General features: G+C 71.0%; 24 protein-coding genes and 1 other RNA gene. 19 read left to right on the forward strand and 6 right to left on the reverse strand.

Features of this window, described 5'->3' with window-relative positions; translation table 11 throughout:
* The first annotated feature begins 219 nt into the window (after positions 1 to 219).
* The 4 genes from VLK66_RS24560 (at position 220) to VLK66_RS24575 (ending at position 3436) form a co-directional block, all read left to right on the forward strand.
* A complete protein-coding gene (locus VLK66_RS24560; RefSeq protein WP_325312143.1) occupies positions 220 to 756 on the forward strand; it encodes a bifunctional nuclease family protein in 537 nt (178 codons plus the stop codon).
* Positions 753 to 1787: a hypothetical protein gene (locus VLK66_RS24565; RefSeq protein ID WP_325312144.1), complete on the forward strand. Its 1035-nt coding sequence runs from the start codon at positions 753 to 755 to the stop codon at positions 1785 to 1787. Before VLK66_RS24560 ends, VLK66_RS24565 begins: the two co-directional genes overlap by 4 nt.
* A 20-nt stretch (positions 1788 to 1807) precedes the next feature.
* A complete protein-coding gene (gene recO / locus VLK66_RS24570) occupies positions 1808 to 2617 on the forward strand; it encodes a DNA repair protein RecO (RefSeq protein WP_325312145.1) in 810 nt (269 codons plus the stop codon).
* A gap of 327 nt (positions 2618 to 2944) precedes the next feature.
* A complete protein-coding gene (locus tag VLK66_RS24575) occupies positions 2945 to 3436 on the forward strand; it encodes a hypothetical protein (RefSeq protein ID WP_325312146.1) in 492 nt (163 codons plus the stop codon).
* Positions 3437 to 3772: 336 nt separating this feature from the next.
* On the opposite strand, the gene VLK66_RS24580 is transcribed toward VLK66_RS24575, so the two are convergent.
* Positions 3773 to 4132 carry a zinc ribbon domain-containing protein gene (locus tag VLK66_RS24580; protein ID WP_325312147.1) on the reverse strand — a complete coding sequence of 120 codons (360 nt, stop codon included), beginning with the start codon at positions 4130 to 4132 and terminating at the stop codon, positions 3773 to 3775.
* A 1-nt stretch (position 4133) separates the two neighbouring features.
* Entirely contained in the window at positions 4134 to 4586 is a 453-nt protein-coding gene (locus VLK66_RS24585) for a PTS sugar transporter subunit IIA (protein WP_325312148.1), read from the reverse strand.
* A gap of 268 nt (positions 4587 to 4854) precedes the next feature.
* Here VLK66_RS24585 and VLK66_RS24590 point away from each other — a divergent pair, with 268 nt between their 5' ends.
* From VLK66_RS24590 to VLK66_RS24620, 7 genes are all read left to right on the forward strand, one after another.
* A complete protein-coding gene (locus VLK66_RS24590; RefSeq protein WP_325312149.1) occupies positions 4855 to 5568 on the forward strand; it encodes a hypothetical protein in 714 nt (237 codons plus the stop codon).
* A gap of 107 nt (positions 5569 to 5675) precedes the next feature.
* Positions 5676 to 6671, forward strand: a complete 996-nt coding sequence (gene dusB / locus VLK66_RS24595) for a tRNA dihydrouridine synthase DusB (RefSeq protein ID WP_325312150.1) — start codon at positions 5676 to 5678, stop codon at positions 6669 to 6671.
* On the forward strand, positions 6668 to 7429 hold the full coding sequence (gene larB, locus VLK66_RS24600; RefSeq protein ID WP_325312151.1) for a nickel pincer cofactor biosynthesis protein LarB: 762 nt from the start codon (positions 6668 to 6670) through the stop codon (positions 7427 to 7429). The genes dusB and larB overlap by 4 nt, the downstream gene beginning before the upstream one ends.
* A gap of 67 nt (positions 7430 to 7496) precedes the next feature.
* The gene (locus tag VLK66_RS24605) at positions 7497 to 9368 is read left to right on the forward strand and encodes a sensor domain-containing diguanylate cyclase (protein ID WP_325312152.1); all 1872 of its coding nucleotides are present in this window, start codon (positions 7497 to 7499) and stop codon (positions 9366 to 9368) included.
* Positions 9369 to 9588: 220 nt separating this feature from the next.
* Positions 9589 to 9965, forward strand: a transfer-messenger RNA (tmRNA) gene (ssrA, locus tag VLK66_RS24610).
* A 256-nt stretch (positions 9966 to 10221) separates the two neighbouring features.
* Positions 10222 to 10518, forward strand: coding sequence for a hypothetical protein (locus tag VLK66_RS24615; RefSeq protein WP_325312153.1), 297 nt, complete (start codon positions 10222 to 10224; stop codon positions 10516 to 10518).
* Between the two features lie 9 nt (positions 10519 to 10527).
* Positions 10528 to 11160: a hypothetical protein gene (locus VLK66_RS24620; RefSeq protein ID WP_325312154.1), complete on the forward strand. Its 633-nt coding sequence runs from the start codon at positions 10528 to 10530 to the stop codon at positions 11158 to 11160.
* Positions 11161 to 11239: 79 nt separating this feature from the next.
* Here the strand turns inward: VLK66_RS24620 and VLK66_RS24625 are convergent, their stop codons facing one another.
* Complete coding sequence (locus tag VLK66_RS24625) at positions 11240 to 11929, reverse strand: hypothetical protein (protein WP_325312155.1); 690 nt, start codon at positions 11927 to 11929, stop codon at positions 11240 to 11242.
* 177 nt (positions 11930 to 12106) lie between these two features.
* Between VLK66_RS24625 and VLK66_RS24630 the strand changes: the two genes are divergently transcribed.
* Complete coding sequence (locus tag VLK66_RS24630; protein WP_325312156.1) at positions 12107 to 12532, forward strand: hypothetical protein; 426 nt, start codon at positions 12107 to 12109, stop codon at positions 12530 to 12532.
* A gap of 84 nt (positions 12533 to 12616) precedes the next feature.
* Here VLK66_RS24630 and VLK66_RS24635 read toward each other — a convergent pair whose 3' ends face one another.
* From VLK66_RS24635 to VLK66_RS24645, 3 genes are all read right to left on the reverse strand, one after another.
* The gene (locus tag VLK66_RS24635; RefSeq protein WP_325312157.1) at positions 12617 to 13822 is read right to left on the reverse strand and encodes a tail fiber domain-containing protein; all 1206 of its coding nucleotides are present in this window, start codon (positions 13820 to 13822) and stop codon (positions 12617 to 12619) included.
* A 36-nt stretch (positions 13823 to 13858) separates the two neighbouring features.
* The gene (locus tag VLK66_RS24640) at positions 13859 to 15190 is read right to left on the reverse strand and encodes a hypothetical protein (protein ID WP_325312158.1); all 1332 of its coding nucleotides are present in this window, start codon (positions 15188 to 15190) and stop codon (positions 13859 to 13861) included.
* 538 nt (positions 15191 to 15728) lie between these two features.
* Positions 15729 to 16598 (reverse strand): Ig-like domain-containing protein, encoded by an 870-nt coding sequence (locus tag VLK66_RS24645; protein ID WP_325312159.1) that lies wholly within the window; start codon positions 16596 to 16598, stop codon positions 15729 to 15731.
* Positions 16599 to 16886: 288 nt separating this feature from the next.
* Between VLK66_RS24645 and VLK66_RS24650 the strand changes: the two genes are divergently transcribed.
* The 7 genes from VLK66_RS24650 (at position 16887) to VLK66_RS24680 (ending at position 22769) form a co-directional block, all read left to right on the forward strand.
* Positions 16887 to 18026: an NUDIX domain-containing protein gene (locus tag VLK66_RS24650; protein ID WP_325312160.1), complete on the forward strand. Its 1140-nt coding sequence runs from the start codon at positions 16887 to 16889 to the stop codon at positions 18024 to 18026.
* A 76-nt stretch (positions 18027 to 18102) separates the two neighbouring features.
* Entirely contained in the window at positions 18103 to 19308 is a 1206-nt protein-coding gene (locus VLK66_RS24655) for a hypothetical protein (RefSeq protein ID WP_325312161.1), read from the forward strand.
* A 64-nt stretch (positions 19309 to 19372) separates the two neighbouring features.
* Positions 19373 to 20113: a cysteine hydrolase family protein gene (locus VLK66_RS24660; protein WP_325312162.1), complete on the forward strand. Its 741-nt coding sequence runs from the start codon at positions 19373 to 19375 to the stop codon at positions 20111 to 20113.
* A gap of 241 nt (positions 20114 to 20354) precedes the next feature.
* Positions 20355 to 20870, forward strand: a complete 516-nt coding sequence (locus tag VLK66_RS24665) for a potassium channel family protein (protein WP_325312163.1) — start codon at positions 20355 to 20357, stop codon at positions 20868 to 20870.
* A complete protein-coding gene (locus VLK66_RS24670; RefSeq protein ID WP_325312164.1) occupies positions 20867 to 21400 on the forward strand; it encodes a DUF1003 domain-containing protein in 534 nt (177 codons plus the stop codon). Before VLK66_RS24665 ends, VLK66_RS24670 begins: the two co-directional genes overlap by 4 nt.
* A 171-nt stretch (positions 21401 to 21571) precedes the next feature.
* Positions 21572 to 22099 carry an O-acetyl-ADP-ribose deacetylase gene (locus VLK66_RS24675; RefSeq protein ID WP_325312165.1) on the forward strand — a complete coding sequence of 176 codons (528 nt, stop codon included), beginning with the start codon at positions 21572 to 21574 and terminating at the stop codon, positions 22097 to 22099.
* Between the two features lie 109 nt (positions 22100 to 22208).
* A complete protein-coding gene (locus VLK66_RS24680) occupies positions 22209 to 22769 on the forward strand; it encodes a hypothetical protein (RefSeq protein WP_325312166.1) in 561 nt (186 codons plus the stop codon).
* The last annotated feature ends 2 nt before the right edge of the window (positions 22770 to 22771 follow it).

Consider the following 22771-nt stretch of genomic DNA (forward strand, 5'->3'; position numbering starts at 1 on the left):
GGAGCGCGGGGACAACAGCAGTACCGTTGTCCCCGTGCGCAGGGGGCTCGGCGCCGTTGGCAACAGTTGTATCGTTGCCTACGGCGCGCGCAGCCCGGCCCCCGCTTGCGGGGGACACGCCCAAACCGGGCCGTTGTTCAGTCAGTTCAAATGACGCCGCGACGGCCCGCAACCTGCTGGGCTGTAAAAAACGAGGGAACCGCGGCGAACCGAAGGGCCATGATCAAAGTACGCGTGCAGAGCCTGGGGCTCGACCAGAACACCAAGTCGCCCGTCGTCATCCTGCAGGAGGACGGCGGCGAGCGGGTGCTGCCCATCTGGATCGGGCCGGCGGAGGCCAGCGCCATCGCCATGGAGCTGGCCGGGATGAAGTTTCCCCGCCCACTCACCCACGACCTGTTCCCCCTGCTCATCCGCGGGCTGGGGGGCACGCTCACCCGCGTGCTCATCACCAGGGTGCACGACAACACCTACTTCGCCGAGCTCGTGATCACGCGCGGCGACGAGGTGTTCACGGTGGATGCACGGCCGTCGGACAGCATTGCCATCGCGCTGCGCACCCGCGCGGACCTGTTCACCACCGACGACCTGCTCACCAACGCCGCCATCGAGGTGCCGCCCCCCGGCGAGACGACCTTTCCGGGAGAAGGCGGCGATGCGGAGACGTCCGGCCCGCAGCCGGGGCTGAGCCCCGAGCAGCTCAAGGAATACCTCCGCAAGCTCGACCCCGAAGACCTGGGACGCTTCAACCCGTGATCGATTCAGTCCTGCGGATGCGGGCGGCGCGCTGCACGGCGCGCCGCCCGTTCCCGCTCCTGACCCTGCTCCTCGCGCTGGCCGCGGGGATGCTTTCGTTTTCGGCCGACGCCGCGGCGCAGACCGTCACCGGGCGCGTGGTGCGCGCGGGCGCCGGCGTGCCCAACGTGCCCGTGGAGCTGCACCGGGTGGCCACCGACACCTCCGGCCTGCTCGCCACGGGCACGGCGGACGGGGACGGCCGCTTCAGCTTTACCCTGCCGCCGGTGGACGCGAGGGGGTTCACGGTCTTCTTCGCCACGGCCATGGTAGAGGGGGTGCGCTACTTTGGCCCCGCGCTGCACCCGGGGGAAACGGGCACTTCGTACGTGGTCGCCGTGTACGACACCACTTCGGCCAAACCGGCCCTGGACGCCCTGCGTGTGGGACGCCGCGACGTGATCGTGATCGCGGGGCAGCGCGGCGGCTGGGAGGTGGCCGAGGTGGTGCGCGTGGAGAACCCCACCGGCAAGACGGTGGTGGGCGCGGGCGGCTCCCCCGTGTTCGGGATGGCCATGCCGTCGGGCGCCACGGACTTCCAGACGGAGGAGCCGGGCGTGTCGGAGTCCGCCGGGGCGGAAAAGCCGCGCGACCTGGTGCTGATGGGTGGCCGCGTGCTGGCCACGGTGCCCCTGACGCCCGGCGGCCGCGACTTCTTCTTCCGCTACCGGCTGCCCGCGAAGACGGGGACGCTGGCCCTGCCGCTGTCGCAGCGCACGGACACGCTGGCCGTCTACGTGCGCCAGCCGTCGCCGGACGTGCGGGTGGACGGGCTGCCCGCGGGCGAGCCGTTCACGGCGGAGGGCGAGCAGTTCCTGCGCTACACGGGCACGGCGCTGGCCCCCGGCGCGACGGTCCGCCTGCGCGCGGCGAGCAACGGCGGCGCGCCCATGGACCCGCGGCTGGCGGCGGGGATCGTGACGGGGCTGGTGCTGGCCGCGGGCGCCTGGTTCGCCCTGCGCCGCCGGCCGTCGCAGCCCACGCCGGCCTGAGCCGAAGGGGATCGCGGCCCATGGCGCTGGCCAACACGCGGGCGCTGGTGCTGCAGTCGTTTCCGTACAGCGAAAGCAGCAAGGTGCTCCGGCTCTTTACCCTGGAGCACGGGCTGCGCTCGGTGATGGCCAAGGGCGCGCTGCGCCCCAAGAGCCGCTACGGCGGGGTGCTGGAGCCGTTCACGGAGGGAGTGGCCACCTTCTACCTCAAGGAGGGGCGCGACCTGCACACTCTCTCCGGCTTCGACCTGCTGCGCAGCCGGCAGGCGCTGGGGCGCTCGCTGGCCGCCTTCGCGGGCGCCTCGCTGGTGGCCGAGCTGGTGCTGCACGCCGACACGGAAGAAGCCAACCCCGAGATCTACGAGTCGCTCGCCGCCGCCTTCGACGCGATGGCGGCCGCGGGCGACGCGGACGAGGCGCTCCGGGCCGCGCTCACCGGCGCGTGGACGCTCATCTCCCTCCTCGGCTTCGAGCCGGGGACGGACCACTGCGTGGTCTGCGAGCGCCCGCTGGTTCCCGCCGAGCCGGTGCGCTTCGACACGTCGGCCGGGGGCGTGGCCTGCGTCCGCTGCCGCCCGGCGGGGCGCATCATCCCCGCCGCCTCGCGCGCGGAGCTGCACGCCATGGTGCGCGGCCGCACCCCCGAAGAGCCGCTGGCCAGCCCGGGGCTGCACCGCGCCCTCCTGCGCGTGTTCCTGGAGACGCACGTGCAGCAGGACCGCCCCTTCCGCGCGCTCCCCCTCTTCCTGGACCAGATGGGCGCCACCGTCCCATCGGAGAGCGAGGCGGAGGGGGATGGGGATGGAGAGGCGATGGACGGCGCGCGGTAGGGTGGCCGGACAGGCGCGTGTCATCCCGGTAGACGGCGAGCGCGGAGACGATCGGCCTCCCGCCGCGGAGTCGGACGCGCGGGCGCACTTTCGTACTTCCGTATTCCCGTACTTTTCGTACTCCCGCGCAGCGGGCCGACGAATCTTCCGTGCCCCCAGCGGGGTAGACGCGGGGTTCATCGGTGCCCGCGCGGGTGTGCCGGAATTGCTTGACCCATGGCGGACGCCGCGGATATGTTGACCCTGATCCCCAACCCCGAACCGTCCGACCCGTGCGACTCCAGGAGGCGAATGCGACGGTAAACGCATGAACAGAGGAAGGTGCTGATGCGGCGCGCCCCACCTGTTCTGCTCCTCCTCCTGGTGATCTACGGCTTTCTCTCCCCTCCCGCGGCACGGGCGCAGGACCCCCGGGGAAGCCCGCCGGTGGTGACCCAGAAGGGATTCCGGCTGGAGCAGAACTACCCGAACCCCGCGAACCCGGGCACGTACATCCCGTTCTATCTGGAGGAAAGCCTGTTCCAGCATGGAGGCAACCGGGTGGTCTCCATCAGGATCGTGAACATATTTCGTCAGCTGGTGGCAATTCCCAAGGCCGTGGGCCATCCGCGCGGCCCCGACGTGCCGGTGAACAACCTCCCCTACACGGAGCCGGGCCGGAAGCAGGCGCGGTGGGACGGCAGGGACCTGAACGGCCGGATCGTGGCCACCGGGGTGTACTACTGCGAGCTGGTGGTGGACGGCAACACCGACTACATCAAGATGGTGGTCACCCACCCCCGCAGGCGCTCGCGATTCCCGATTCCATTCCTGCACTGAGAAGCCGGTTCGACGTGGTTTAGTCGGCCGGCTTTTTTGTTGGAGTGAGAGAAGTCCTAAGTGCTAAGTCCTGAGTCCTAAGTGCTAAGTCCTGAGTGCTGAGTGCTGAGTGCTGAGTGCTGAGTGCCGAGTGCCGAGTGCCGAGTGCTGAGAGGAGATCGGTGTTGAGCGCCGATGCCGCGGAGTGAGCGGATCAGCCTCGCGCAGTTTGCGAGGCTTCCCGTAGTTGTTGCTGCGGCTTCAGCCGCCGGTGAGCACACAAGAAGACCGGCCCGGTGCATCGTCGCACCGGGCCGGTCTGACAACTTCAGGACTTGGGACTTAGGACTTCTTTTCTCAGTCCACGTGGTAAAGGAAGCGGCCGCAGTTCTCGCAGGTGCGGATCTCGGCGTTGCGCTCGGCGTCGCTGGCCTGCGCGGTGGGCACGGCCACGAAGCACCCGTAGCAGGTGCCGTTGATCACCGGCACCATCACCCGCGGCAGCCGCGCCGACACGCGCCGGTAGCGGGCGAGGATCTGCGGAGGCAGCGTCTCCTCCATCTCGGCGATCTTGGCGTCGAGCTTCTGGACGGCGTCGTCCACGCTCAGCCCGAACACCTGCTCCTGGACCTCGCGCTCGCCGGCTCCGGCGATGTCGCGGCGCTGGGTCTTCAGGTCCTGGATCTCCAGCAGAATCTCGAGGTTCTGGTTCATCATCTCAGACGCCCTTTTCCTCCAGCAGGGCCAGGAAGTCCTTCGGCCCGTCCAACCCCCCCAGCCGTTCGGTCACGTCGGCCTCCTTGGCGAACTGGGCGATGCGCCCCAGCACCGGCAGGTACTGGTTGCTCACCTCCAGCGGCGGGGCCACGATCAGGAAGAAGTAGCTCACCGGCTGGTCGTCGATGGCCTTGTAGTCCACGCCGCCCTTCTTGCGCCCGAAGGCCAGGCGCAGGCGGTTCACCACCAGCGAGCGGCAGTGCGGGATGGCGATTCCCTTGCCGATGCCGGTGGAGCCCAGGTTCTCGCGGCGCTTCAGCATCTTGAACAGGATGCCCTGGGACTTGTCGTCCACCCCGAGCAGCCCGATGAGCTCCTTCAGGATCTCGTCCTTGCTCTCGCCCTTCAGGTCGAGCTGGATCGCGTCCTCGCCCAGAAACTCACGAAGTTCCATGTCTTCAATCAGGGTTCGGATCTATGTAGAAAACCGCGTCCGGCATGTTCCGGATACGGAAACGCGCCAATGTAAGCCACGGCTCGTGCACTGTCAAAACAAGCAGGGAACAGGGGATAGGGGACAGGGGACAGGGAACGGCGGCCCTGCACGCTTTTCTCCCCGTTCCGGTGAATCGTGGCCGATCCGCCTCGCCGCGATTATCCTGAGGACACGCACGTCTTCCGGCTCGCTGGATGAAAATCCCCTCCCACTTTCCGGATCTTCCATGCGCCGATTCATCACCCTCGCTCTCTGCATCCTCGCCGCGCCTACCCTCGCCCGCGCGCAGGCGGTCGGCATCTCCCCCGGCACCGCCACGTACGCCGGCCGCTACGAATACCAGGGGCAGACGCAGGACGGCGGTACCCGCCGGGTCAGCGTGTCGGACACGACGATCGACGGCGCGCACGTGTGGATCGTGGTGAACCGGCTGAAGGTGGGCGATGACGCGATGCTGGACTCCGTGGGGATGCGGGCGGGGGACCTGCGCCCCGTCTTCCGCCGCACGGCCGGGGATGGATCGCGCCTGAGCCTGGCCATGCGCGACGGCGTGGTGGAAGGCCAGCTCGAGACCGACGAAGGCACGGTGCGGGTGTCGCTGCGCCCCGGCGAGCGCAGCTTCCTGAACTACTACGCGCTGTGGGCCGCGCTGCGGGAGTGGCCGCTGGCCGCGGGGTGGCGCGGCACCGCCAGCGCGCTGGAGCTGAACGGCCGCTCGGAGTTCACGCCGCTGGAGCTGGCGGTGGAAGGCGAAGAGCGGATCCACACGCCGGCGGGCGACTTCGACTGCTGGATCGTGCACGTGACCGGCGCAGGGGGCATCGACGAGCGCTACTGGGTCAGCAAGCCGGACCACGTGGTGGTGCGCACCCGCGAGCCGGTGGGCCCTCCGGGCGGCATGCTGCAGCTGGACCTCACCGCGCTCACGCACGCGCCGTGAGGAGAGCGGTGGCCGGGGTGATCGGGGTCGGCGCGGCTCGCGGCGTTCGGCGGCGGGTGGGACTAGCGCGGGTTGAAGCGCGGCGCCGATTCGGGTAGCTTTCCGGGATGCAACAGAACGCATTCGACATGCTCCGGAGCGGCCGCGTGCCGCTGTACCTGGCGCCGCAGGCCGGCGTCAGCGAGAGTCCCTTCCGCCGCCTCTGCCGCTCGTTCGGCGCGGACGTGGTGGTCAGCGAGTTCGTGAGCGCCGAGGGGATCCGCCGCCACGACCGCCGCACGCACTCGTACCTGCGCTTCCACGACGACGAGCGCCCCATCGGCATCCAGATCTTCGGCGCCGACGCGCAGGCGATGGCCGAGGCCGCCGCGCTGGTGGAGGAGGTGTACGCGCCCGACTACCTGGACATCAACTTCGGCTGCCCGGTGAAGAAGGTGGCGCTGCGCAACGGCGGCAGCGGGTGCCTGAGGGACCTGGACATGGTGGAGCGCATCATTCGCGCGGTGAAGGGCGCCATCGCCATCCCCACCACGGTGAAGATCAGGAGCGGCTGGAGCGAGGAGATGCGCGACCCCGTGTCCATCGCGCTCCGCTGCCAGGACGCGGGGGCCGAGGTGCTGACGCTGCACGCCCGCACCCGCACGCAGATGTACAGCGGCCACGCCAACTGGGACGAGATCGCCGCCGTGGTCGAGGCGCTCGACATCCCCGTCATCGGCAACGGCGACGTGTGGACCGGCGTGGACGCCAAGCGGATGCACGACCACACCGGGTGCGCGGGGATCATGATCGCCCGCGGCAGCCACGGGCAGCCGTGGATCTTCGGGCAGGCGCGCGCGGCGCTCGACGGCACCCCCATCCCCGACGACCCGGACGTGACGGAGCGCTTCCGCATCATCATCCACCACGCCCGCCTGGCCATCGCCTGGGAAAAGGATGAGGAGAAGGCGATGATCGAGTTCCGCAAGCACCTGGGGTGGTATACCAAGGGGCTCCCGAACGGGCGCATCCTCCGCCAGGAGCTGTTCGAGGTGACGTCGCTGCAGGAGGCGGAGGAGAAGCTGGAGCGGTATCTCGAAGAGTACGAAGGGGCGGCGGTTTGACCCCCGAGCGGCTGCGGGCGCTGCTGGCCGAGGTGGCCGCCGGCGCGCTGACGGTGGACGACGCGGAGCGGCGCCTGGCCTGGGAGCCGTTCGAGGACCTGGATTTCGCCTCGGTGGACCACCACCGGGCGCTGCGGCAGGGCTTTCCCGAGGTCGTGTTCGGGCAGGGGAAGACCCCCGAGCAGATCGCCGGCATCGCCGCGCGCATCGCCCCGCGCGGGGACGGGTTCCTGGCCACGCGGCTGGCCGACGATGCGGCGGAGATGCTGGCCGCGAAGATCCCCGCCATCGAGCTGAATCCCCTCGGCCGGACGGCGTATCTCCCCCCCGCCGAGCCGGTCGCCCGGAAGACGCGCGGCAGCGTGCTCATCGTCACGGCGGGGACGAGCGACCTTCCCGTGGCCGAGGAGGCGGCGGTGACGGCGGCGGCGTTCGGCAACCCGGTGGAGCGGCTGACCGACGTGGGCGTGGCGGGGATCCACCGCCTCCTCGCCCGCACCGACCGGCTGCGCTCCGCCTCGGTGGTCATCGTGGTCGCGGGGATGGAGGGGGCGCTCCCGTCCGTCGTCGGCGGGCTCGTCGCCGTCCCGGTGATCGCCGTGCCGACCAGCGTGGGGTACGGCGCGTCGTTCGGGGGGATCGCGGCGCTGCTGGGGATGCTGAACTCCTGCGCGTCCGGCGTCACCGTGGTCAACATCGACAACGGCTTCGGCGCGGCGGCCGCCGCCTCGCGCATCAACCTTCTGCCCGCTTCCTGACATTCCCTCCAGCGGACGCAGCCCCGCCCCGCCCCAGCTGATCGCCGCGGGCGCCGCGTACCTCGCGGTGCTGGCGGCGCTCGGCCGTCTCCCCGTCTGGGCGCTGCTGGCCGCGGGCGCGCTCCTGGTCCTCCTCGCCGCCTGGGTGCAGCGCGCGGGCGCGGGGCGGACGCAGCTGGCGCTGGCCGCATGGCCGCCGCTGCACGTCCTCCTCTTCGCGACCGGATCGGCGGATTCGCCGCTGATCGCGCTGGCCGCGGCGTGGCTGGTCGCCCTGGGCCGCTCGTCCACCCGCGCGCTGGCGGGGGGATGGATCGCCGCGGCGCTCCTCGTCCCCGCGGCGCAGTGGCTGCACCGCGCGCCGCCGTCCGTCATCTCCATCACCCGATACGAATTGCTCCTTGCCGTCGCCGCGGGGCTGTCGATGCTGCGCCGCGCCCGTCCCTCCGCATCCGCGTCGCCATCGACCGACGAGCCGCGGGAGGGGGGGAAGAAGGAGGAGACGGGGGATGCGGACGCGGACCTGAGGGCGGCGCTGGAGATCGTCCGCCGCGCGACGGACGCGCACGAGGCCACGCTCTGGCGCGCGGACGGCGAGTGGCGCTCGGCGTCGCTGGTGGCGCGCGCGGCCGCGCCGGGGGTGCCGCTGCCGGACGCCGTCGTCGGGCTGGAGGGCTCGCCGTACAAGTGGGCGGTGGAGGAGCAGCTTCCGCAGCACGTGCGCCGCGGCAAGCGCGACCTTCCCGCGCCGTGGGCGGAGGAGATGCTGGTCGTTCCCGTCGACCTTCCCGAGGGGGTGCTGGCGCTGGCGTATCCCGGGCTCGTTCCCCCCGGCGCGGACGCGGCGGCGCTGGACGCGGCCCGGCACCTGACCACCGTGCACGCGCTGCTGAAGTCGCGCGGCGAGCACGCCCGCGACGACGCCCGCGTGCAGGCGATCGCCGAGGCCGCTCGCGCGCTCCCGGGCGAGATCGAGGTGGACGCCTTCGCGCGCCGCCTGGCCGCCATCGTCCGCCAGGGAACGGGCGCCGCGGGCGTCGCGGTCGCCGTCGCGGGCGACGAGGCGGGGCGGGGAAGGGTGCTGGTGGTGGACGACACCGGCCCCGCGCCGCAGATCTCCGACGGCTTCGCGGAGGGCGATTCGCGGCTGGCGATGGCGATGAAGCACGCGGTGGACCTGCGCTACGACGATCTGCGCCGCGAGCGCGAGAAGCTGCCGCTGCTGACCGCGGGCGAGCAGTGGCGGATGGCGCCGCGCTCCGCCGCCGTGTTCCCGCTCGTCGCCGACGGGCGCGCGCTGGGCGCCGTGGCGGCGTGGCACCCGGAGCCGGGGAAGTTCGGGGAGAAGGAGACGGAGCTGCTACGCCTGCTCTGCTCCATCGCGCCGATGCCGCTGCGCAGCGCGCGCCAGTACGAGGCGCTGGACCTGCGCGCGCACACCGACGCGCTGACCGCGCTCCCCAACCGCGCCGCGTTCGAGGAGCGGCTGGCCACGCTCACGCACGTGTTCGACCGCTACGCGCGCCCGTTCGCGGTGCTGGTGCTGGACGTGGACTTCTTCAAGAAGTTCAACGACACGCACGGCCACGAGGCGGGCGACCGCGTGCTGCAGCACGTGGCCGCCGTCGTCCGCCAGACCGTGCGCGACGTGGACACCCCCGCGCGCCTGGGCGGCGAGGAGTTCGTGGTGTTGATGCCGGAGACGGGCCTCCGCGCCAGCCAGGAGGCGGGCGAGCGCCTGCGCCGCAGCATCGAGGCGCGCACGGTGAGCTGGAACGGGCGCCCGCTCTCCGTCACCGTTTCCATCGGCGCCGCGTCATGCCCCGACTGCACCACCACCGCCAGCGAGGTGCTGAAGCTGGCCGACGAGGCGCTCTACCGCGCCAAGGCCGCCGGCCGGAACCGCGTCGCCAGCGCGCCCAGGGCGGCGAAGGTGTAGGGAAGAAAGAAAAAAGAAGTCCTAAGTCCCAAGTCCTGAGTCCCAAGTGAACTGCGAGCGTGTGCCACCTGGGACTCAGCACTCAGCACTCAGCACTCAGCACTTGGGACTCAGGACTCAGGACTCAGGACTATCCCCGTAAGTCGTTGCCAGATCGATAGATTGACACGCTCGCCCACAGGGGTTAGATTGGGAGCGTTGATTGAAAACACAGGGTCATGGGGATGACAGGTTTCGACGCGTACGGTGAAGCCGTGGCTGCGTGCCGAGGAGCTCGGGGCACTCGTTAAATCTCCGGGAAAATTGTACCTGCGAACGATAACTTCGCCCTGGCTGCGTAAGTAGACGCCCCTCACGGGGCTCCTTACCTCCCATCCGTCGGTCAGCCCCGCCTGAGGCGGGCCGCCGGGTGTCGATAAATTCTGGCTGGCCTGCGTTTGGCGCCGTGACGGCGCAGGCGAGATTTTCACGGCTGGTTCGCAAGGGGCCTTCAGCCGGCCGATGAGCGAGCGAGGAGAACAGAACGGTTGAATACGCACGTAGACGCTGCGGGGGATCGGTAGGCGGACCCGGGTTCGAATCCCGGCATCTCCACTCATGACGAAAGCCGGGCTCAGCTTCATTGCTGGGCCCGGCTTTCGTCGTTTCTGTCTTCCCGCATCTCCACGCGAACTCAGCCGCAGTAAACAACCCTCTTTCGCTCGCCGCTTCCACGGATTAAGTTCGCTCCGAGACATAACTAGACACGTTGGACAAATTGGAATTATTGGAATTACTGGTCAGGCGGCCGGCGCGGAAGGGTGGGCCTTGTGCTGGTACGTCTTTTGACGTACATTGAAATCCGGGAGGCGGAATGGGGTTTCGGGACGTGCGGAGCCTGCTGATCGACGCCCTGGAATCCGGGCGCTTTCAGCACGAATACCGGGCCGACATGGAAAGCAAGAACCTGCTCGCCATTGGCGAGGTCACGCCCGAGTTCGTGGTGTCGCTGCTGCGGCGGTGCCCGGGGCAGGCGTACCGGTGCAGCCCGTACCACTTCGACCATCGCATCCAGTGCCACCAGTTCACCCCCAGCCTGAACGGCGAGCGGTGGTACCTGAAGGCCTGCTTCCTTTCCGCCGACGCCGTGTTCATCAGCGTGCACCAGTAGGAGGGCTCCATGCATCTGTACCGTGAGGGCGACGCGTCCGAGGCCATCTGCCACGCCTGCCAGCGGCGCGTGGCCACGCGCTTCGCCGTGCGCACGGTCACGCTCCCCGAAACGGGCATCGAGGTGCCCGACGTGCTGGCCGCGGTGTGCGACGAGTGTGGCCAGGTGGCCGCCATCCCGGCGCAGTCCGCGCCCAAGCTGAAGGAGGCGCGGGAGCGGCGGAAGGCGGAGGAGCTGGAGGCGCGCATCCCCTCGCACCTGGACGACGTGGTGCACCTGCTGTCGGACCACTTCGCGGCCGCGGTGGCCAGCTTCCGCCCCTCGCTGCTGCGCTTCTACCTGCGCGAGGTGGCCAGCGACCCGGAGCTGGCCGCGCGGGTGCGGTCGCTCTCGGCCAGCGACCTGGCGCAGGGGCGGGCGCGTGCCCGCGTGTCGCTGCGCGCGCCCGAGGGGCTGCTGCGCGACGTGCGTCAGGCCGCGCGCCTGGCGGGGATCGGCTCCGATGCCGACCTGATCCGCGGCATCCTGCTGGCGGCCAAGGAAGATGTGCTGGAGGGCGGCGCCCCCGAACGCCGCCTCCGTCTCGGTGGCGCCGCGCAGGCCGAGGGCGCGCCGCGGCCAGCGGAACTCGCGGTTCGGTAGGTTTCCAGGAGATGAAGAGAGCCGGCCCGGGATCATCCCCCGGACCGGCTCTTCGCGTTCGGCGACGCGCCTCTCGGCCTCACTCCGGCGGCGGGGCGCGGAAGCCGTTGCGGGCGAGGAGGTCCAGCGCGGCGGCGGCCTTGCGCGAGCGGACGGCGCCGCTGGCGTGCAGGCGGCGGAGCGCGTCCGCACCCGCGGGGCCCATCTCCGCCAGCGTCCAGACGGCGGCGGCGGGCGCGTCGTAGCCGTCGGCGGGGTCCGCGTCTCCCGTCGCGACGGTGATGAGATAGGCGGCGGCCCGGCGGCGATCGGGGGCGAGCGCGAGGAGGCGCAGCGCGGTGCGGCGGAGCGCGGGATCGGTGCTGCGCCGGTGGATGCGCTCCAGCCGCGCGCCCACGCCCGGCGCGGCGGTGCGCGCGAGGGTGATCGTTGCCGCCTGGCGCACCTTGGGGTCGGCCGAGCGCAGCGCCAGCCGTTCCAGCGCCGCCTGGAACGCCGGTTCGCCGGCCGCCGCCCCGGTGGAGGGGGCGGCGTCCGCGGGCTCGTCCAGCGCGGCGGAGCGGCCGGGGGTGGGGTCCTCGGGGCGGCGCGTGGCCGGGGCGGGGAGGGTGATGCTGTACTCTACGCCGTTCTGCTCGTGCACGCGCAGCTCGTAGCCGGCGGAGGTGCGCACGAGGCGGCCAGCATCCTCCTGCGCGGGCGCGCGGGCGGCGAGGAGCGGGATGGAGACGAGAAGAAGCGGGACTGCGCGGCGCACCGGCATCATCATCACCCACCTCCCTTCTGCGCATCGGGACGGTGATCGTCGGCTTCCCCGTAGAACGCGGGGCGGGAGGCGATTCTAACGCGCACCGTCTTCATCGCCGCGCTTGACGGTGGCGCGGGCGCAGCGCGTATTGTGCGCCGGGGATTCGATCTCCATCTCCCGAAACCGGCGGAGGCTCCGATGCGGCGTGCTCCGGTCTCGCTCCTGCTGGTCGCCGGGCTGGCGCTGCTCGTCCATGTGGACTGGCACCTGGCGCGGTCCGGGCACGGGCATCACCGGCTCAGCTTCGACTGGCCGTACCACTGGACGCTGGCCGTACCCGCCTTCGCGCTCGCCGCGTGGGTGGTGTGGCGGCGGTGGCCGGACCGGCTCGCCCCGGCGTCGGCGCTGAACCTGGGGCTGGCGCTGGCGGTGGGGCAGGTGCTGGAGCCGCTGGCCGAGCAGATCCACTACTTCCATCGCTTCGCCCTGGGGATCGAGCCGCCGCGGTGGACGGTGTTCCTGCAGTTCGCGGGGACGGGGCTGCTGGCGTACGCCTGCACGCTGGCGCTCCTCCATCGCCGCGCGCGGCGCGATCCATCGCGGGCGCCGGTGCGTCCGGCCTGAGCATCGGACGATCTCCCGAAAATCGAAGAGGCGCCACGGACCGATCGTCCGCGGCGCCTCGTCTCCATCATCCCCCGCCCGCGGTCACGGCTTCTGCGCCGCCGCTTCGCGCGCGAGGAGCGCCTGCACCTGGGCCTGCAGCCCGGCCACGTCGGCGCGCAGCCCCTCGACCTCGCCGCGCAGCTGCGTGACCTCGTTGGTGCGGTGGTTCAGCTGCCGCTGCAGGTCGGTGGTGCGCGCCTCCAGCGCCTTCACGCCGGCCAGGTTCACCCCGTCGATGTCGCCCAGCCCGATGGTGGTTTCGCCCAGGCCCAGAGCGAAGGCGTGGTAGAAGTCTTCGGCCACCGGGCCCAGGTGCCGTACGCGGGCGGCATCGGGGCCACCGATCATGTTCCAGGTGGTGATGGGGATCCCCCGGATCCGGGCGAGCACGTCCTCGCCGTTCACCGCCACGAAGTTCTCCTTGAGCGTGCGGCTGGACGCGCAGGTCCAGCTGGGGACCGCCACGGTCAGGTCGCATCCCACGTTGCCGCCGGCGCCCGGGGTGTTGCCGTTGGCCGCGGTGCTCACGCGCAGGCGGATGCCACCGTTGTAGCGGATGCGGAACTCGTTGTCGGCCTGGTTGCGCACCGAGTCGGTGGTGGACTCGTCGCCCATGGCCATGGTGCCGGTGTGCGTGTTGTTCGAGGCGCGGTACCCGATGGCCACCGAGTAGTCGTTGTTGGCCGTGGTGCGGTAGCCCAGCGCCACCGAGCCCTGCCCGCCCGCGCGCACCGTGTAGCCGATGGCCGTGCAGGCGAAGCCGGAGCAGACGTTGCTGGCGCCCGAGCTGAAGCCGGCGGTGCCGCTTACGGTCACCCCCGAGCCGAAGCCTACGCCCACGGTGGAGCTGACCGTCACCTGGTCGCCGTAGGCGAAGGCGCCGTAGCCGCTGGCGGTGACCTGATTGCCGCCGGCGAAGGTGAAGTCGTCCATGTTGGCGTCGTCCCAGTTGGTCTGGGCCGTGGGAACGCGCCCCCAGCGCACCGAGCCGCGGCAGGGATCCCACATGAAGCGTGTGCCGGCGCCGGTGGCGGGGAGCTGCGCCGCGCAGCCGGTGGTGTTGCCCACGTCACGCACGAAGCCGTAGGCCACGAAGGCGCCGGAGCTGTCCACGCGGAAGCGGTCGCTGAGCGGCGAGCCGGCGCGGAGCCTGAGCAGCACGGCGGCCTGCCCGTGGGCGGGCGCGGGAGCGCCGGCGGCGCACAGGGCCGCGGCGAGCGTCGCGGCGGCGAAGATCGGGGTCCTCATGGGGGCGTGTCTCCGGGAAAGGTTTCGCGCCGCGCGCTACTGCGCGTCGACGTCCATCTCGAACAGGTCCGACGTGATCGTCCCCGAGTCGACCGCTTGGGGCGCCACGCCGTGGTACTGGCCGTCCAGCGCGTATGTCCCGGTGACCAGCACGCTGGGGAAGCGGCCCTGGAACGCCTTGTTCGCCCCCGACAGGAGCACCGAGCCCGCGCCGCTGGCCACGATCCCCGAGGGCGCCGTCTGGCCGGTGCGCACATTGCCGGTGGAGGTCAGGACGAAGCTCGCCACGTTCAGCGTGGCCTGGTCCGCCACCGTCAGGTCGGAGATCGCCACGGCCGAGGTGAGCACGGGGAAGTTGCCGCTGGCCAGCGGGAAGGGAACGGTGACCGAGTCGGCCGCCACCGGCACCAGCCCGTCGGCCCAGTTCGTTCCCACGCTCCAGTCGGCCGAGGTGGCGCCGGTCCACGCGCGCGTCATCCCGGTGACGTCGAACACCATGCTCCCCGAGCGCGTCCCGTCGTTCGCGGTGATGGAGCAGGTGGCGAACTGGACCCCGTCCACCAGTCCCGTCCCGCTCACCGTGGCGCACGCCGCGTTGGTGGTGCCGAAGGTGATGGTGGTGCCGGGGACCACGTTCCCCACCGCCGTCCTCGACACGGCCGTCAGCGGGTGCGTGGCCGTGGGGTGCAGCGGGCCGTAGTGGTAGTCGGGAAGCTCGCCGTCCAGCGTGATGTAGCCGTTGGGGTACTCGACGGGAGCCGAGACGTAGAGGAGGAACGTGAAGGAGGTCACCGTCGGCGGCATCACCAGCGTCCACGTCTTCGCGCCCGAAGTGGCGTTCTGCGCCAGCAGCTGGTTGTACTGGTAGAAGGGCTGCCCCGCCGCGGTGAAGGTGGCGAAGCCGTCGGGGACCACCGCCGCCGTCCCCGTTCCCCCGGTGACCGTGGGGCCCGAGGAGAAGAAGACGCGCACCCCGTTGGGGTCGGTCGTCGTCCCGTCCGTCGTTCCCATCGGCTGCTGGATGAGGTTCTGCACCGTGACGTCGAAGGTGAACTGCCCGGTGCCGCTGTTGTAGGCCACGTTGCTGGAGGTGAGCTTCACCAGCACCCCCTGGTTGCCCACGATGATGTCGCCCTGCGTGCTGCCGGCGGGGAGCGCGGCCGCGCAGGAGACCGCCAGCGTCTGGCGGTTGCCGGTGCACTCGAGCGCCTGGATGGTGATGGGCGTGCCGGGGGTGCCGGGCGGCGTGCCGGTGCCAGGGCCGGGGCCCACGGGGTTGGCCCGGTCGGAGCAGGCCGCGGCGCCGAGCGCCAGCAGCGCGGCGGCCAGGGCGCGGGTCCGGCGGTGGAGGGGCCGGTCAGGAAGCATGGGACGTCCTTGCGAACGGGTTGGCACCGCGCCGGCGGTGGGCGCGGGGTCGGGCACATCGGCCGCGCGCACAGACGGGCGCGCGTGGACATAACGGGAGCCGGACGGGCCTGCGGCTCACGCTCGACGCTTGGTGCTGTGTGCTGGTGCTCCGGGACCCCGGGGAGCAGATCGGCTGCGGGTCCGCTATGGGGCCGGGGGTGATGAGCGGGAGGTGAGGTGGTACTCCCCGGCCGGGTGCACGCCAGGTGCGTGCAGGTGGTGCAGATACAAGGTTGCGCTTTGTCCAACGTTGGCGCAAGGGAACGTTTGGCGTAATTCCTGATCCGCCAATGCGTTGCAGATGCTGCGAACTGCGAGGGGATGGGGAGGGGAGATGCGGGGCCGTCCGTTGCCCCCGTGACCGGTGGCTGGGTCGATCCGTGCGGGGTAAACGATGGAGGCGCCGCGAGCCATGCTCGTGGCGCCATCGTCAAGTCGTCAGCGGGCTCGCCTGATCCGGCTGGTATTCGGACCGGCAGCCCAGTCCAGCCCGGGCCTACGGCGTGATGGTGAAGCCGATGCTCCCGGAGCGCGCGCCGCTCGTCGCCGTGATCGTGCAGGTGCCGGGAGCGACGCCGGTGACGGTTCCCGCGCCGTCGACGGTGGCGCAGCCGGAATCGCTCGTCGCATAGGTCACCGTGGCGCCGGGCACCGTGGCACCCGAGGCGGTCTTCACGACCGTGGCGAGCGCGCGCGTCGTTCCCACCTGAAGCGAGTCGGTGCCCGCCCCGGGAAGGTAGCCGTCCAGCTGCACGTATCCGCTGGGGTACTGAACCGCTGCGTAGACGTAGACGGAAAAGCTGAACGATCCCACCGTCGGCGGCATGTCGAACGTCCACGTACGTGGGGAGGAAACTGCGCTCTGCGCCAGGATCGTGCTGTACTGGTAGTACGGCTGGTTGGACGCGGTGAAGGTTCCGATGCCATCCGCCTCGACGGTGATGGATCCCGAACCGGACGTCACGAACGGTTGCACGTTGAAGAATACGTCGATCCCGTTCGGGTCCGGCGTGATGCCGTCGGTGGTGCCGATCGGCTGCTGGATCAGGTTCTGAACGGTCACGTCGAAGGTGAACTTCTCCACTCCATCGTAATGAACGTTGCTGGACGTCAGCTTCACGGCACCGCCTCCCAGGATGATGTCGCTCAGGGAACCGCTGCTGCCCGGGCGGGCCGGGGCGCAAGTGACGGCGGTCCGGGTGGCGGTGCACTCGAGCAGCTGGAGGGGGACGGCGCCGCCGGGCGAGGCCGGTGCCGGCGCTTTCGCGAGCGGATTGGCGCCGTCGGTGCACGCGGCGCCCAAGAGAGCCACGATCGCGACGGGGATCAGCCTCAGCGAGCGGCGGCGTTCGTTCGTCATCGGCATCGGATCTCCCTTGCGGTGTGAGCTGGGTGGATTCCAGGTGCCGGGACGGAGAGTCATCGTCCGCGCCGGATGTGCCAGAATCCTTTCCGGCATACTATGTCGGTAGATGAGTGCTCTTGCAAGGACTTTCTATCGTGCCGATCCCTCGGTCGGTCCGCGTTCGTGCACTGTCCCGCGGTCTTCACGACTCGCGGCAGCACGGCGGGTGAAGGCCGCGCCGCATTGACGAACCGCCTCGCGCGGCGGCATTCTGCGGCCGGGCTGACGCGGACGACGAGGAGGGGACGAGTGGCGAACGGGCCTGGGCAGGGCGAAGGCGTTCCCGAGTGGGCGCTGAAGTACGACGCGGGCGAGTATCCGGCCTACGCCGTCACCGGCGACGCGGTGGCGCTGGCGCTGGACTGGCCGGTAGGCGAGGCCTCGCTGCGCGCGCTGGTCGTGGTCCGCGGCGGCGACCCTTTCCGCGGCCGCGACGCATGGCCGGGCGGCTTCCTGGAGTGGGACCAGGACCCCACCACCCGCGAGACCGCGCTGCGCGAGCTGCGCGAGGAGACCGGCGTGGAGGAGCCGGGCTACCTGGAGCCGCTGGGGAGCTACACGCAGGACGGCCGCGATCCGCGCCAGTTCGCCGGGCATCCCGATCCCGCCACCGGCGCGTGGGTGCGCACCGGCGCGCGCGTCGCCTCGAACGCGTATCTCATGCTCCTCCCCCAGCCCGCGGAGCTGACGGCGCAGGCGGAGGAGGTGTCCGAGGCGCGCTGGACCGACCTCTACACCTACCTGCCGTGGGAGGACCTGCGCGCCGAAGCCGGGCGCCGCGCCGCGCACGAGGTGCTGGCCGTGCTGGGCGAGTGGGCCGCGCGTCAGGGCGGCGACGCGCGCGAGCGGATCGGCCACGCCTTCGGGTCCGGGCTGCGCGAGTGGAACGAGGAGCGCGTGTCCGAACGCTGGCGCCTTCTCTTCGACGCCGGGCTGGTCGCCGAGGCGCGGCGGGACCGCTGGGGGCGGCCGCTCCCGGGCGCGGGGGAGGGGTTCGGGCGGGAGATGGCCTTCGACCACCGCCGCATCCTGGCCGACGCGCTGGCCCGGCTGCGCGGCAAGATCAAGTACGTCCCCGCCACCCTGAAGGCGCTGGCCGGCGACGACTTCACCCTCGACGAGCTGCAGGCCGCCTGCGAGGCCGTGGCCGGGCGCCCGCTGCACCGCGCCAACTTCCGCCGCACCGTGGCGCAGACCAAGGGCGACCGGCAGACGCGCGCGCCCCGGATCGTCGCGGGAACGGGAAAGCGCCGCACGCGCGCCGCCGGCGAGCCGGGGGTGGCGCCGGAGCTCTTCCGCTTCCGCCCGGGGGTGGTGCACGCGCGGCTCGACCCCTCGCTCCGCCTTCCCTTTCTCCCGCTGGAGCCGGGCGACGGAGACGACGCTTGACGCGGCCCGCACCCGGCGCTATCCTGTGCCGATCGAATGATTCTCGTTTTGAGAATAACATGGGAGCCGAAACCGGATGATCGACCAGCCGCCCGCCGACGATGCCACCGCACGCGCCGCCCATCTCCACGACGGGCTGCGCCGCTTTCCCCCCGAGCTCTTCCAGTTCGACGCGCGGATCCGCACCGGCTGGCTCTCCGACCGTTATTTCGTGCGCACCGCCAGCACCCTGCGCCACGCCGGCCGCGACCCGGTGGTGACGATGCAGGTCTTCGCCAAGCAGGCCGGCGTGCTGGCGGGCGTGTACGAGGCGGTGCGCCTCTTCCAGACGCAGCTGGCGGAAGGATACGACCCGGCCGATCTCCGCATCCGCACGCTGCTGGAGGGCGACGCGGTGAACGCCGCCGGCTCCGACGCGTGGGAGCCGGTGATGCACATCACCGGCTGCTACCGCGGCTTCGCGCACCTGGAGACGCCGGTGCTGGGCGTGCTGGCGCGGCGCTCGCTCATCGCCAGCAACACGCGCATCGTGGTCGACGCCGCGGCGGGGAAGCCGGTCATCTTCATGGCGCCGCGCCACGACGACTGGCGGGTGCAGACGCCCGACGGCTACGCGGCGCAGATCGGCGGCGTGCAGAGCGTGTCCAGCGACGCGGCCGGCGCCTGGTGGGGCGCGCGCGGGGTGGGGACCATGCCGCACGCCATGATCGCGGCCTTCGGCGGCGACACCGTGGCGGCCACCCTCGCCTTCGCGCGCTACCTGCGCGGCGAGGAGCCGGGCGTGCAGCTGATGAGCCTGGTGGACTACGAGAACGACTCCGTGCGCACCGCGCTCGAGGTCGCGCGGGCGATCCGGGCCGAGTTCGGCGACGGCGTGCTGAGCGCCGTTCGCGTGGACACCAGCGAGCGATTGATCGACGCGTCGCTGATCGGCGACCCCGAGGTGTGGGGGCGCGCCCGGCTCACCGGCGTGAACTCCTACCTCGTGCGGAAGATGCGCGCGGCGCTGGACGCGGAGGGCTTCCACTACGTCGGCATCGTCGCCAGCGGCGGGTTCACGCCGTCCAAGATCAGGCGCTTCGAGGGCGAGGGCGTTCCCGTCGTGGCCTACGGCGTGGGCAGCAGCCTGCTGGGCCACAGCGACCCGGCCAGCGGGCTGCTGAACGACTTCGACTTCACCGCCGACCTTGTGCGGGTGGACGACCGGCCGGAAGGAAAGATCGGCCGCACCTTCCGCGAGAACCCGCGGCTGGTGCCGGTGGATTGGGCGCAGTTGATTTAAGTGCGAAAGTGCGAAAGTGCGTGAGTGCGAAAGTGCGGGAGCGGGGGATTACGGAAGAGAGGGCATGATGACCGATAGAATCGCGCGGATCGGGTGGGTGGTGGACGCGCAGAATGATTTCCTGCTGCCGCCGGCGGAGAGCGGGCGCCTGTACGTCCACGACCTGTTCGACGACGGGAAGGACGTTGGGGCCTCGCAGATCATGCCCGCGCTGCAGCAGGCCGTGGAGTGGATGCGCGCCAACTGCGACGCCATCGTCTACACCGGAGACTGGCACTCGTACGAGGACGAGGAGATCGACACCGAATCTCCCGACGCGACCAGGGGGACGTATCCGCCGCACTGCATGGGGCTTTCGCCCGACGCGGCGGAGCGCGCGGGGGCCGAGATCCACGAATCCATCCGCCCCGAGGACATGCTGGTGCTGGAGCGCGGCGCCAGCGCCGACGTGGCCCGCAACGTGGCCCGCCGCGCGGTGGGCGAGGGACGCCCGGTGTTCATCCACAAGAACCGCTTCGACGTCTTCACCGGCAACCCGGCCACGGACGCGTTCCTGCGCGAGCTGGGCTACCGCCTGGGCGCGCCGCTGGAGATCTACGTGGCCGGCGTGGCCCGCGACGTGTGCGTGAAGAACGCGGTGGAGGGGATGCTGGAGCCGCGCGGCTACCCCGTCACCGTCATCACCGACGCCACCTGGGGGCTGGGGCTGGAGCCGGAGGCCGAGAGCCTCGCGCGATGGGCGGGGCAGGGCGCCGCGCTGATCACCACCCGCGGCCTGGAGCTCCGCGCCCGCAAGGGAAGCTGAGCAGCAGCATCCAGACTGCGCGGCGATTCAGGTCCGGGCCTCGCATCCCACGATCGCCGCCGAACGCGCCGGCATCCGGGCGGCTCAGTCGAAGTTACCCCCTCCCGTTATCGGGCCCCGTTTTCGGGAGGGGGTACGCGGTCCCAGCCGCGGGGGGAGGGTTCCCCCGCGATCGCGATCCACCGCGCGCCCCCACCGCCGCGCCGCCGTCCTCCTCCACCGCCGCATCCGGGATCCGGCGATGCGCATCTTCCCGACTTCCGACGAGCCGCACCACGTCTTCCGCGGCGCGCTGGTGGGGAGCGTGGTGGCCCTCGGCGTGTTCGAGCTGCTGCTGCGCGTGGTGGGGCTGCGGCAGGACGTGACCGCCATCATCCTGGGCGTGGCGATGATCCCCGCGCTGGTGGTGGGCTTCATCCGGCAGGTGGGCGCGCTGCTGAGCGACCCGGACCGGCTGCCGCACACCATCGGCTACGCCTTCGGGACCATCGCCCTCACCATCCTCTTCTTCGCCTTTCTCTACCGCGAGCTGGGGATCGTCCGCCCCAGTGACCCGGCGGCGGGCGAGGTGACCAGCTTCTTCACCTGCCTGTACTTCAGCGCCAGCACCATCACCACCGCCGGGCTGGGCGACTTCGTGCCGATGCCCGAGGCGCGCATCATGGCGGCGCTGGAGATGGTGATCGGGTACGTGGCGTTCGGCATCGTGACCGCCGCCAGCTTCTTCCTCATCTCGCACCGGAGCCGCAAGCCGTGAGCACGAACACGCACCTCCCGCTGCGCTTTCCGCACCCGTTCCGCCACGACCATCCGCCGGTGGTGAACGTCGAGGAGGTGATGGCGGAGCGGATGACCGTCGGCGAGCGCACCGCCGACCGCGTCGCGGCGATGATGGGCTCGTGGAAGTTCATCATCATCCAGTCCTCCATCCTGGCCGTCTGGTTCATGCTGAACAGCGTGGCCATGATCCGGCACTGGGACCCGTATCCCTTCATCCTCATGAACCTGGTGCTTTCCACGCAGGCGGCGTACGCGGCGCCCATCATCATGATGAGCCAGAACCGGCAGGCCGTGCGCGACCGGCTGGAGGCGCGCAACGACTTCGAGGTGAACCGCAAGGCGGAGATCGAGATCGCCGCCGTGCTGGAGCACCTGGCGGCGCAGGACCGCGCGCTGGAGCAGGTGCACGCGCTGCTGGCCAGGCTCTGCGCCACGCACGACATCGTCGCCGAGCCGCACCTGAACTTCGACGCGCCCGACGGCGCCCCGGCGGACCCGAAGACCTGAAAAGAAGGCCTCATGCGGAGACGCGGAGTCGCGGAGGCGATGGGGATGCACCTCCGCGTCTCCGCGTCTCCGCGCGAGATCCCGCGATGCCGGGCCATGCGATGGAAGTGGATGCGGACGATGGACTTGCGTCGACTCATCCGAAGCACATCACCCCAACTTGCACCCGTCATGGACGAATCGCTCAAAGACCGCGTCGAGGTCGTTCAGGGTGACATCACCAGGCTGCGCGTGGACGGCATCGTGAACGCGGCCAACACCTCGCTGCTGGGCGGCGGCGGCGTGGACGGCGCCATCCACCGCGCGGCCGGGCGCAGGCTGGTGGAGGAGTGCCGGATGCTGCACGGATGCCGCACCGGCCAGGCCAAGATCACCGCCGGCTACGACCTTCCCGCGCGGTGGGTGATCCATACCGTGGGCCCCGTATGGCAGGGGGGCGAAAAAGGCGAGGACGAGATGCTGGCCACGGCGTGGCGGAACTCGCTCAAGATCGCCGCCGACAAGGAGATGGAGACGGTGGCGTTTCCCTCCATCAGCACCGGCGCGTACCGCTTTCCGCTGGAGCGCGCGGCCCGCATTGCGGTGCGCGAGGTGCACCGGTTTCTGAGCGAGAACCCGTACCCGCGCAAGGTGATCTTCTGCGCCTTCGAAGAGGAAGCATACCGAGAATACTTGACGGCGGTGCAAATGGAGTTTTAAATGATGCGCAACCGGATTCATTGCAGTTCATGACCCGACCCCACGACATTCCGGCCGCGCGGGCGCAGGACGCGCGCCCCGCCTTGCCACTGCCGACCCCGGAGCGCACATGGAAGACCTGCAGGAAGTCAAAGCGGTGCTGGACGAGATCAACAACGCCATCTCGAGCTACGATCCCGTCCTGAAGGAGCGCGCGCGAGACATCCTCCTGGAGCGTGCCTTCGGTGGCCGCGTGGCCCGGGGCGGCGCGGCCCCGCGCGCGCAGGCCGAGCCTGCGGGCGACGCCGGCGCCGCGGGCGAGGAGCAGCCGCGGCGCCGCGGCCGGCCGCGCGGGAGCACCAACGCGCGCCGCAACGGGGCGGGGGGCGTCTCTTCCGCCATCGAGCGGTGGAAGCCCGAGACCATGGCCGAGCGCGCGCTGCTGGGCGCCTGGGTGCTGGCCCGCGGCCGCGCCGACCGCACCGTCACCAGCCAGGCCATCAACGCCGAGCTGAAGCGCAACGGGCTGCCGGTGCCCAACATCACCCGCGCCATCGAGAGCAACCTGCGCTCGCGCCCGCCGCTCATGGTGCAGAAGAAGAAGATGGGCACCACCCGGCAGGCCCGGAAGCAGTACGCGCTGACGCAGGAGGGGGTGGACCTGGTGGAAGGAAAGCTCAGCGGCAGCTGATC

The sequence above is a fragment of the Longimicrobium sp. genome, from assembly GCF_035474595.1.
Lineage (GTDB): Bacteria > Gemmatimonadota > Gemmatimonadetes > Longimicrobiales > Longimicrobiaceae > Longimicrobium.

Coding starts and splice junctions, on each gene's coding strand:
- VLK66_RS24615 (WP_325312153.1), top strand. CDS start 10,222: ATGGGGTTTCGGGACGTGCGGAGCCTGCTGATCGACGCCCTGGAATCC.
- VLK66_RS24580 (WP_325312147.1), bottom strand. CDS start 4,132: ATGATGAACCAGAACCTCGAGATTCTGCTGGAGATCCAGGACCTGAAG.
- VLK66_RS24680 (WP_325312166.1), top strand. CDS start 22,209: ATGGAAGACCTGCAGGAAGTCAAAGCGGTGCTGGACGAGATCAACAAC.
- VLK66_RS24675 (WP_325312165.1), top strand. CDS start 21,572: ATGGACGAATCGCTCAAAGACCGCGTCGAGGTCGTTCAGGGTGACATC.
- recO (WP_325312145.1), top strand. CDS start 1,808: ATGGCGCTGGCCAACACGCGGGCGCTGGTGCTGCAGTCGTTTCCGTAC.
- VLK66_RS24575 (WP_325312146.1), top strand. CDS start 2,945: ATGCGGCGCGCCCCACCTGTTCTGCTCCTCCTCCTGGTGATCTACGGC.
- VLK66_RS24660 (WP_325312162.1), top strand. CDS start 19,373: ATGATGACCGATAGAATCGCGCGGATCGGGTGGGTGGTGGACGCGCAG.
- VLK66_RS24560 (WP_325312143.1), top strand. CDS start 220: ATGATCAAAGTACGCGTGCAGAGCCTGGGGCTCGACCAGAACACCAAG.
- VLK66_RS24630 (WP_325312156.1), top strand. CDS start 12,107: ATGCGGCGTGCTCCGGTCTCGCTCCTGCTGGTCGCCGGGCTGGCGCTG.
- VLK66_RS24640 (WP_325312158.1), bottom strand. CDS start 15,190: ATGCTTCCTGACCGGCCCCTCCACCGCCGGACCCGCGCCCTGGCCGCC.
- dusB (WP_325312150.1), top strand. CDS start 5,676: ATGCAACAGAACGCATTCGACATGCTCCGGAGCGGCCGCGTGCCGCTG.
- VLK66_RS24655 (WP_325312161.1), top strand. CDS start 18,103: ATGATCGACCAGCCGCCCGCCGACGATGCCACCGCACGCGCCGCCCAT.
- VLK66_RS24625 (WP_325312155.1), bottom strand. CDS start 11,929: ATGATGATGCCGGTGCGCCGCGCAGTCCCGCTTCTTCTCGTCTCCATC.
- VLK66_RS24635 (WP_325312157.1), bottom strand. CDS start 13,822: ATGAGGACCCCGATCTTCGCCGCCGCGACGCTCGCCGCGGCCCTGTGC.
- VLK66_RS24665 (WP_325312163.1), top strand. CDS start 20,355: ATGCGCATCTTCCCGACTTCCGACGAGCCGCACCACGTCTTCCGCGGC.
- VLK66_RS24585 (WP_325312148.1), bottom strand. CDS start 4,586: ATGGAACTTCGTGAGTTTCTGGGCGAGGACGCGATCCAGCTCGACCTG.
- VLK66_RS24590 (WP_325312149.1), top strand. CDS start 4,855: ATGCGCCGATTCATCACCCTCGCTCTCTGCATCCTCGCCGCGCCTACC.
- VLK66_RS24645 (WP_325312159.1), bottom strand. CDS start 16,598: ATGCCGATGACGAACGAACGCCGCCGCTCGCTGAGGCTGATCCCCGTC.
- VLK66_RS24620 (WP_325312154.1), top strand. CDS start 10,528: ATGCATCTGTACCGTGAGGGCGACGCGTCCGAGGCCATCTGCCACGCC.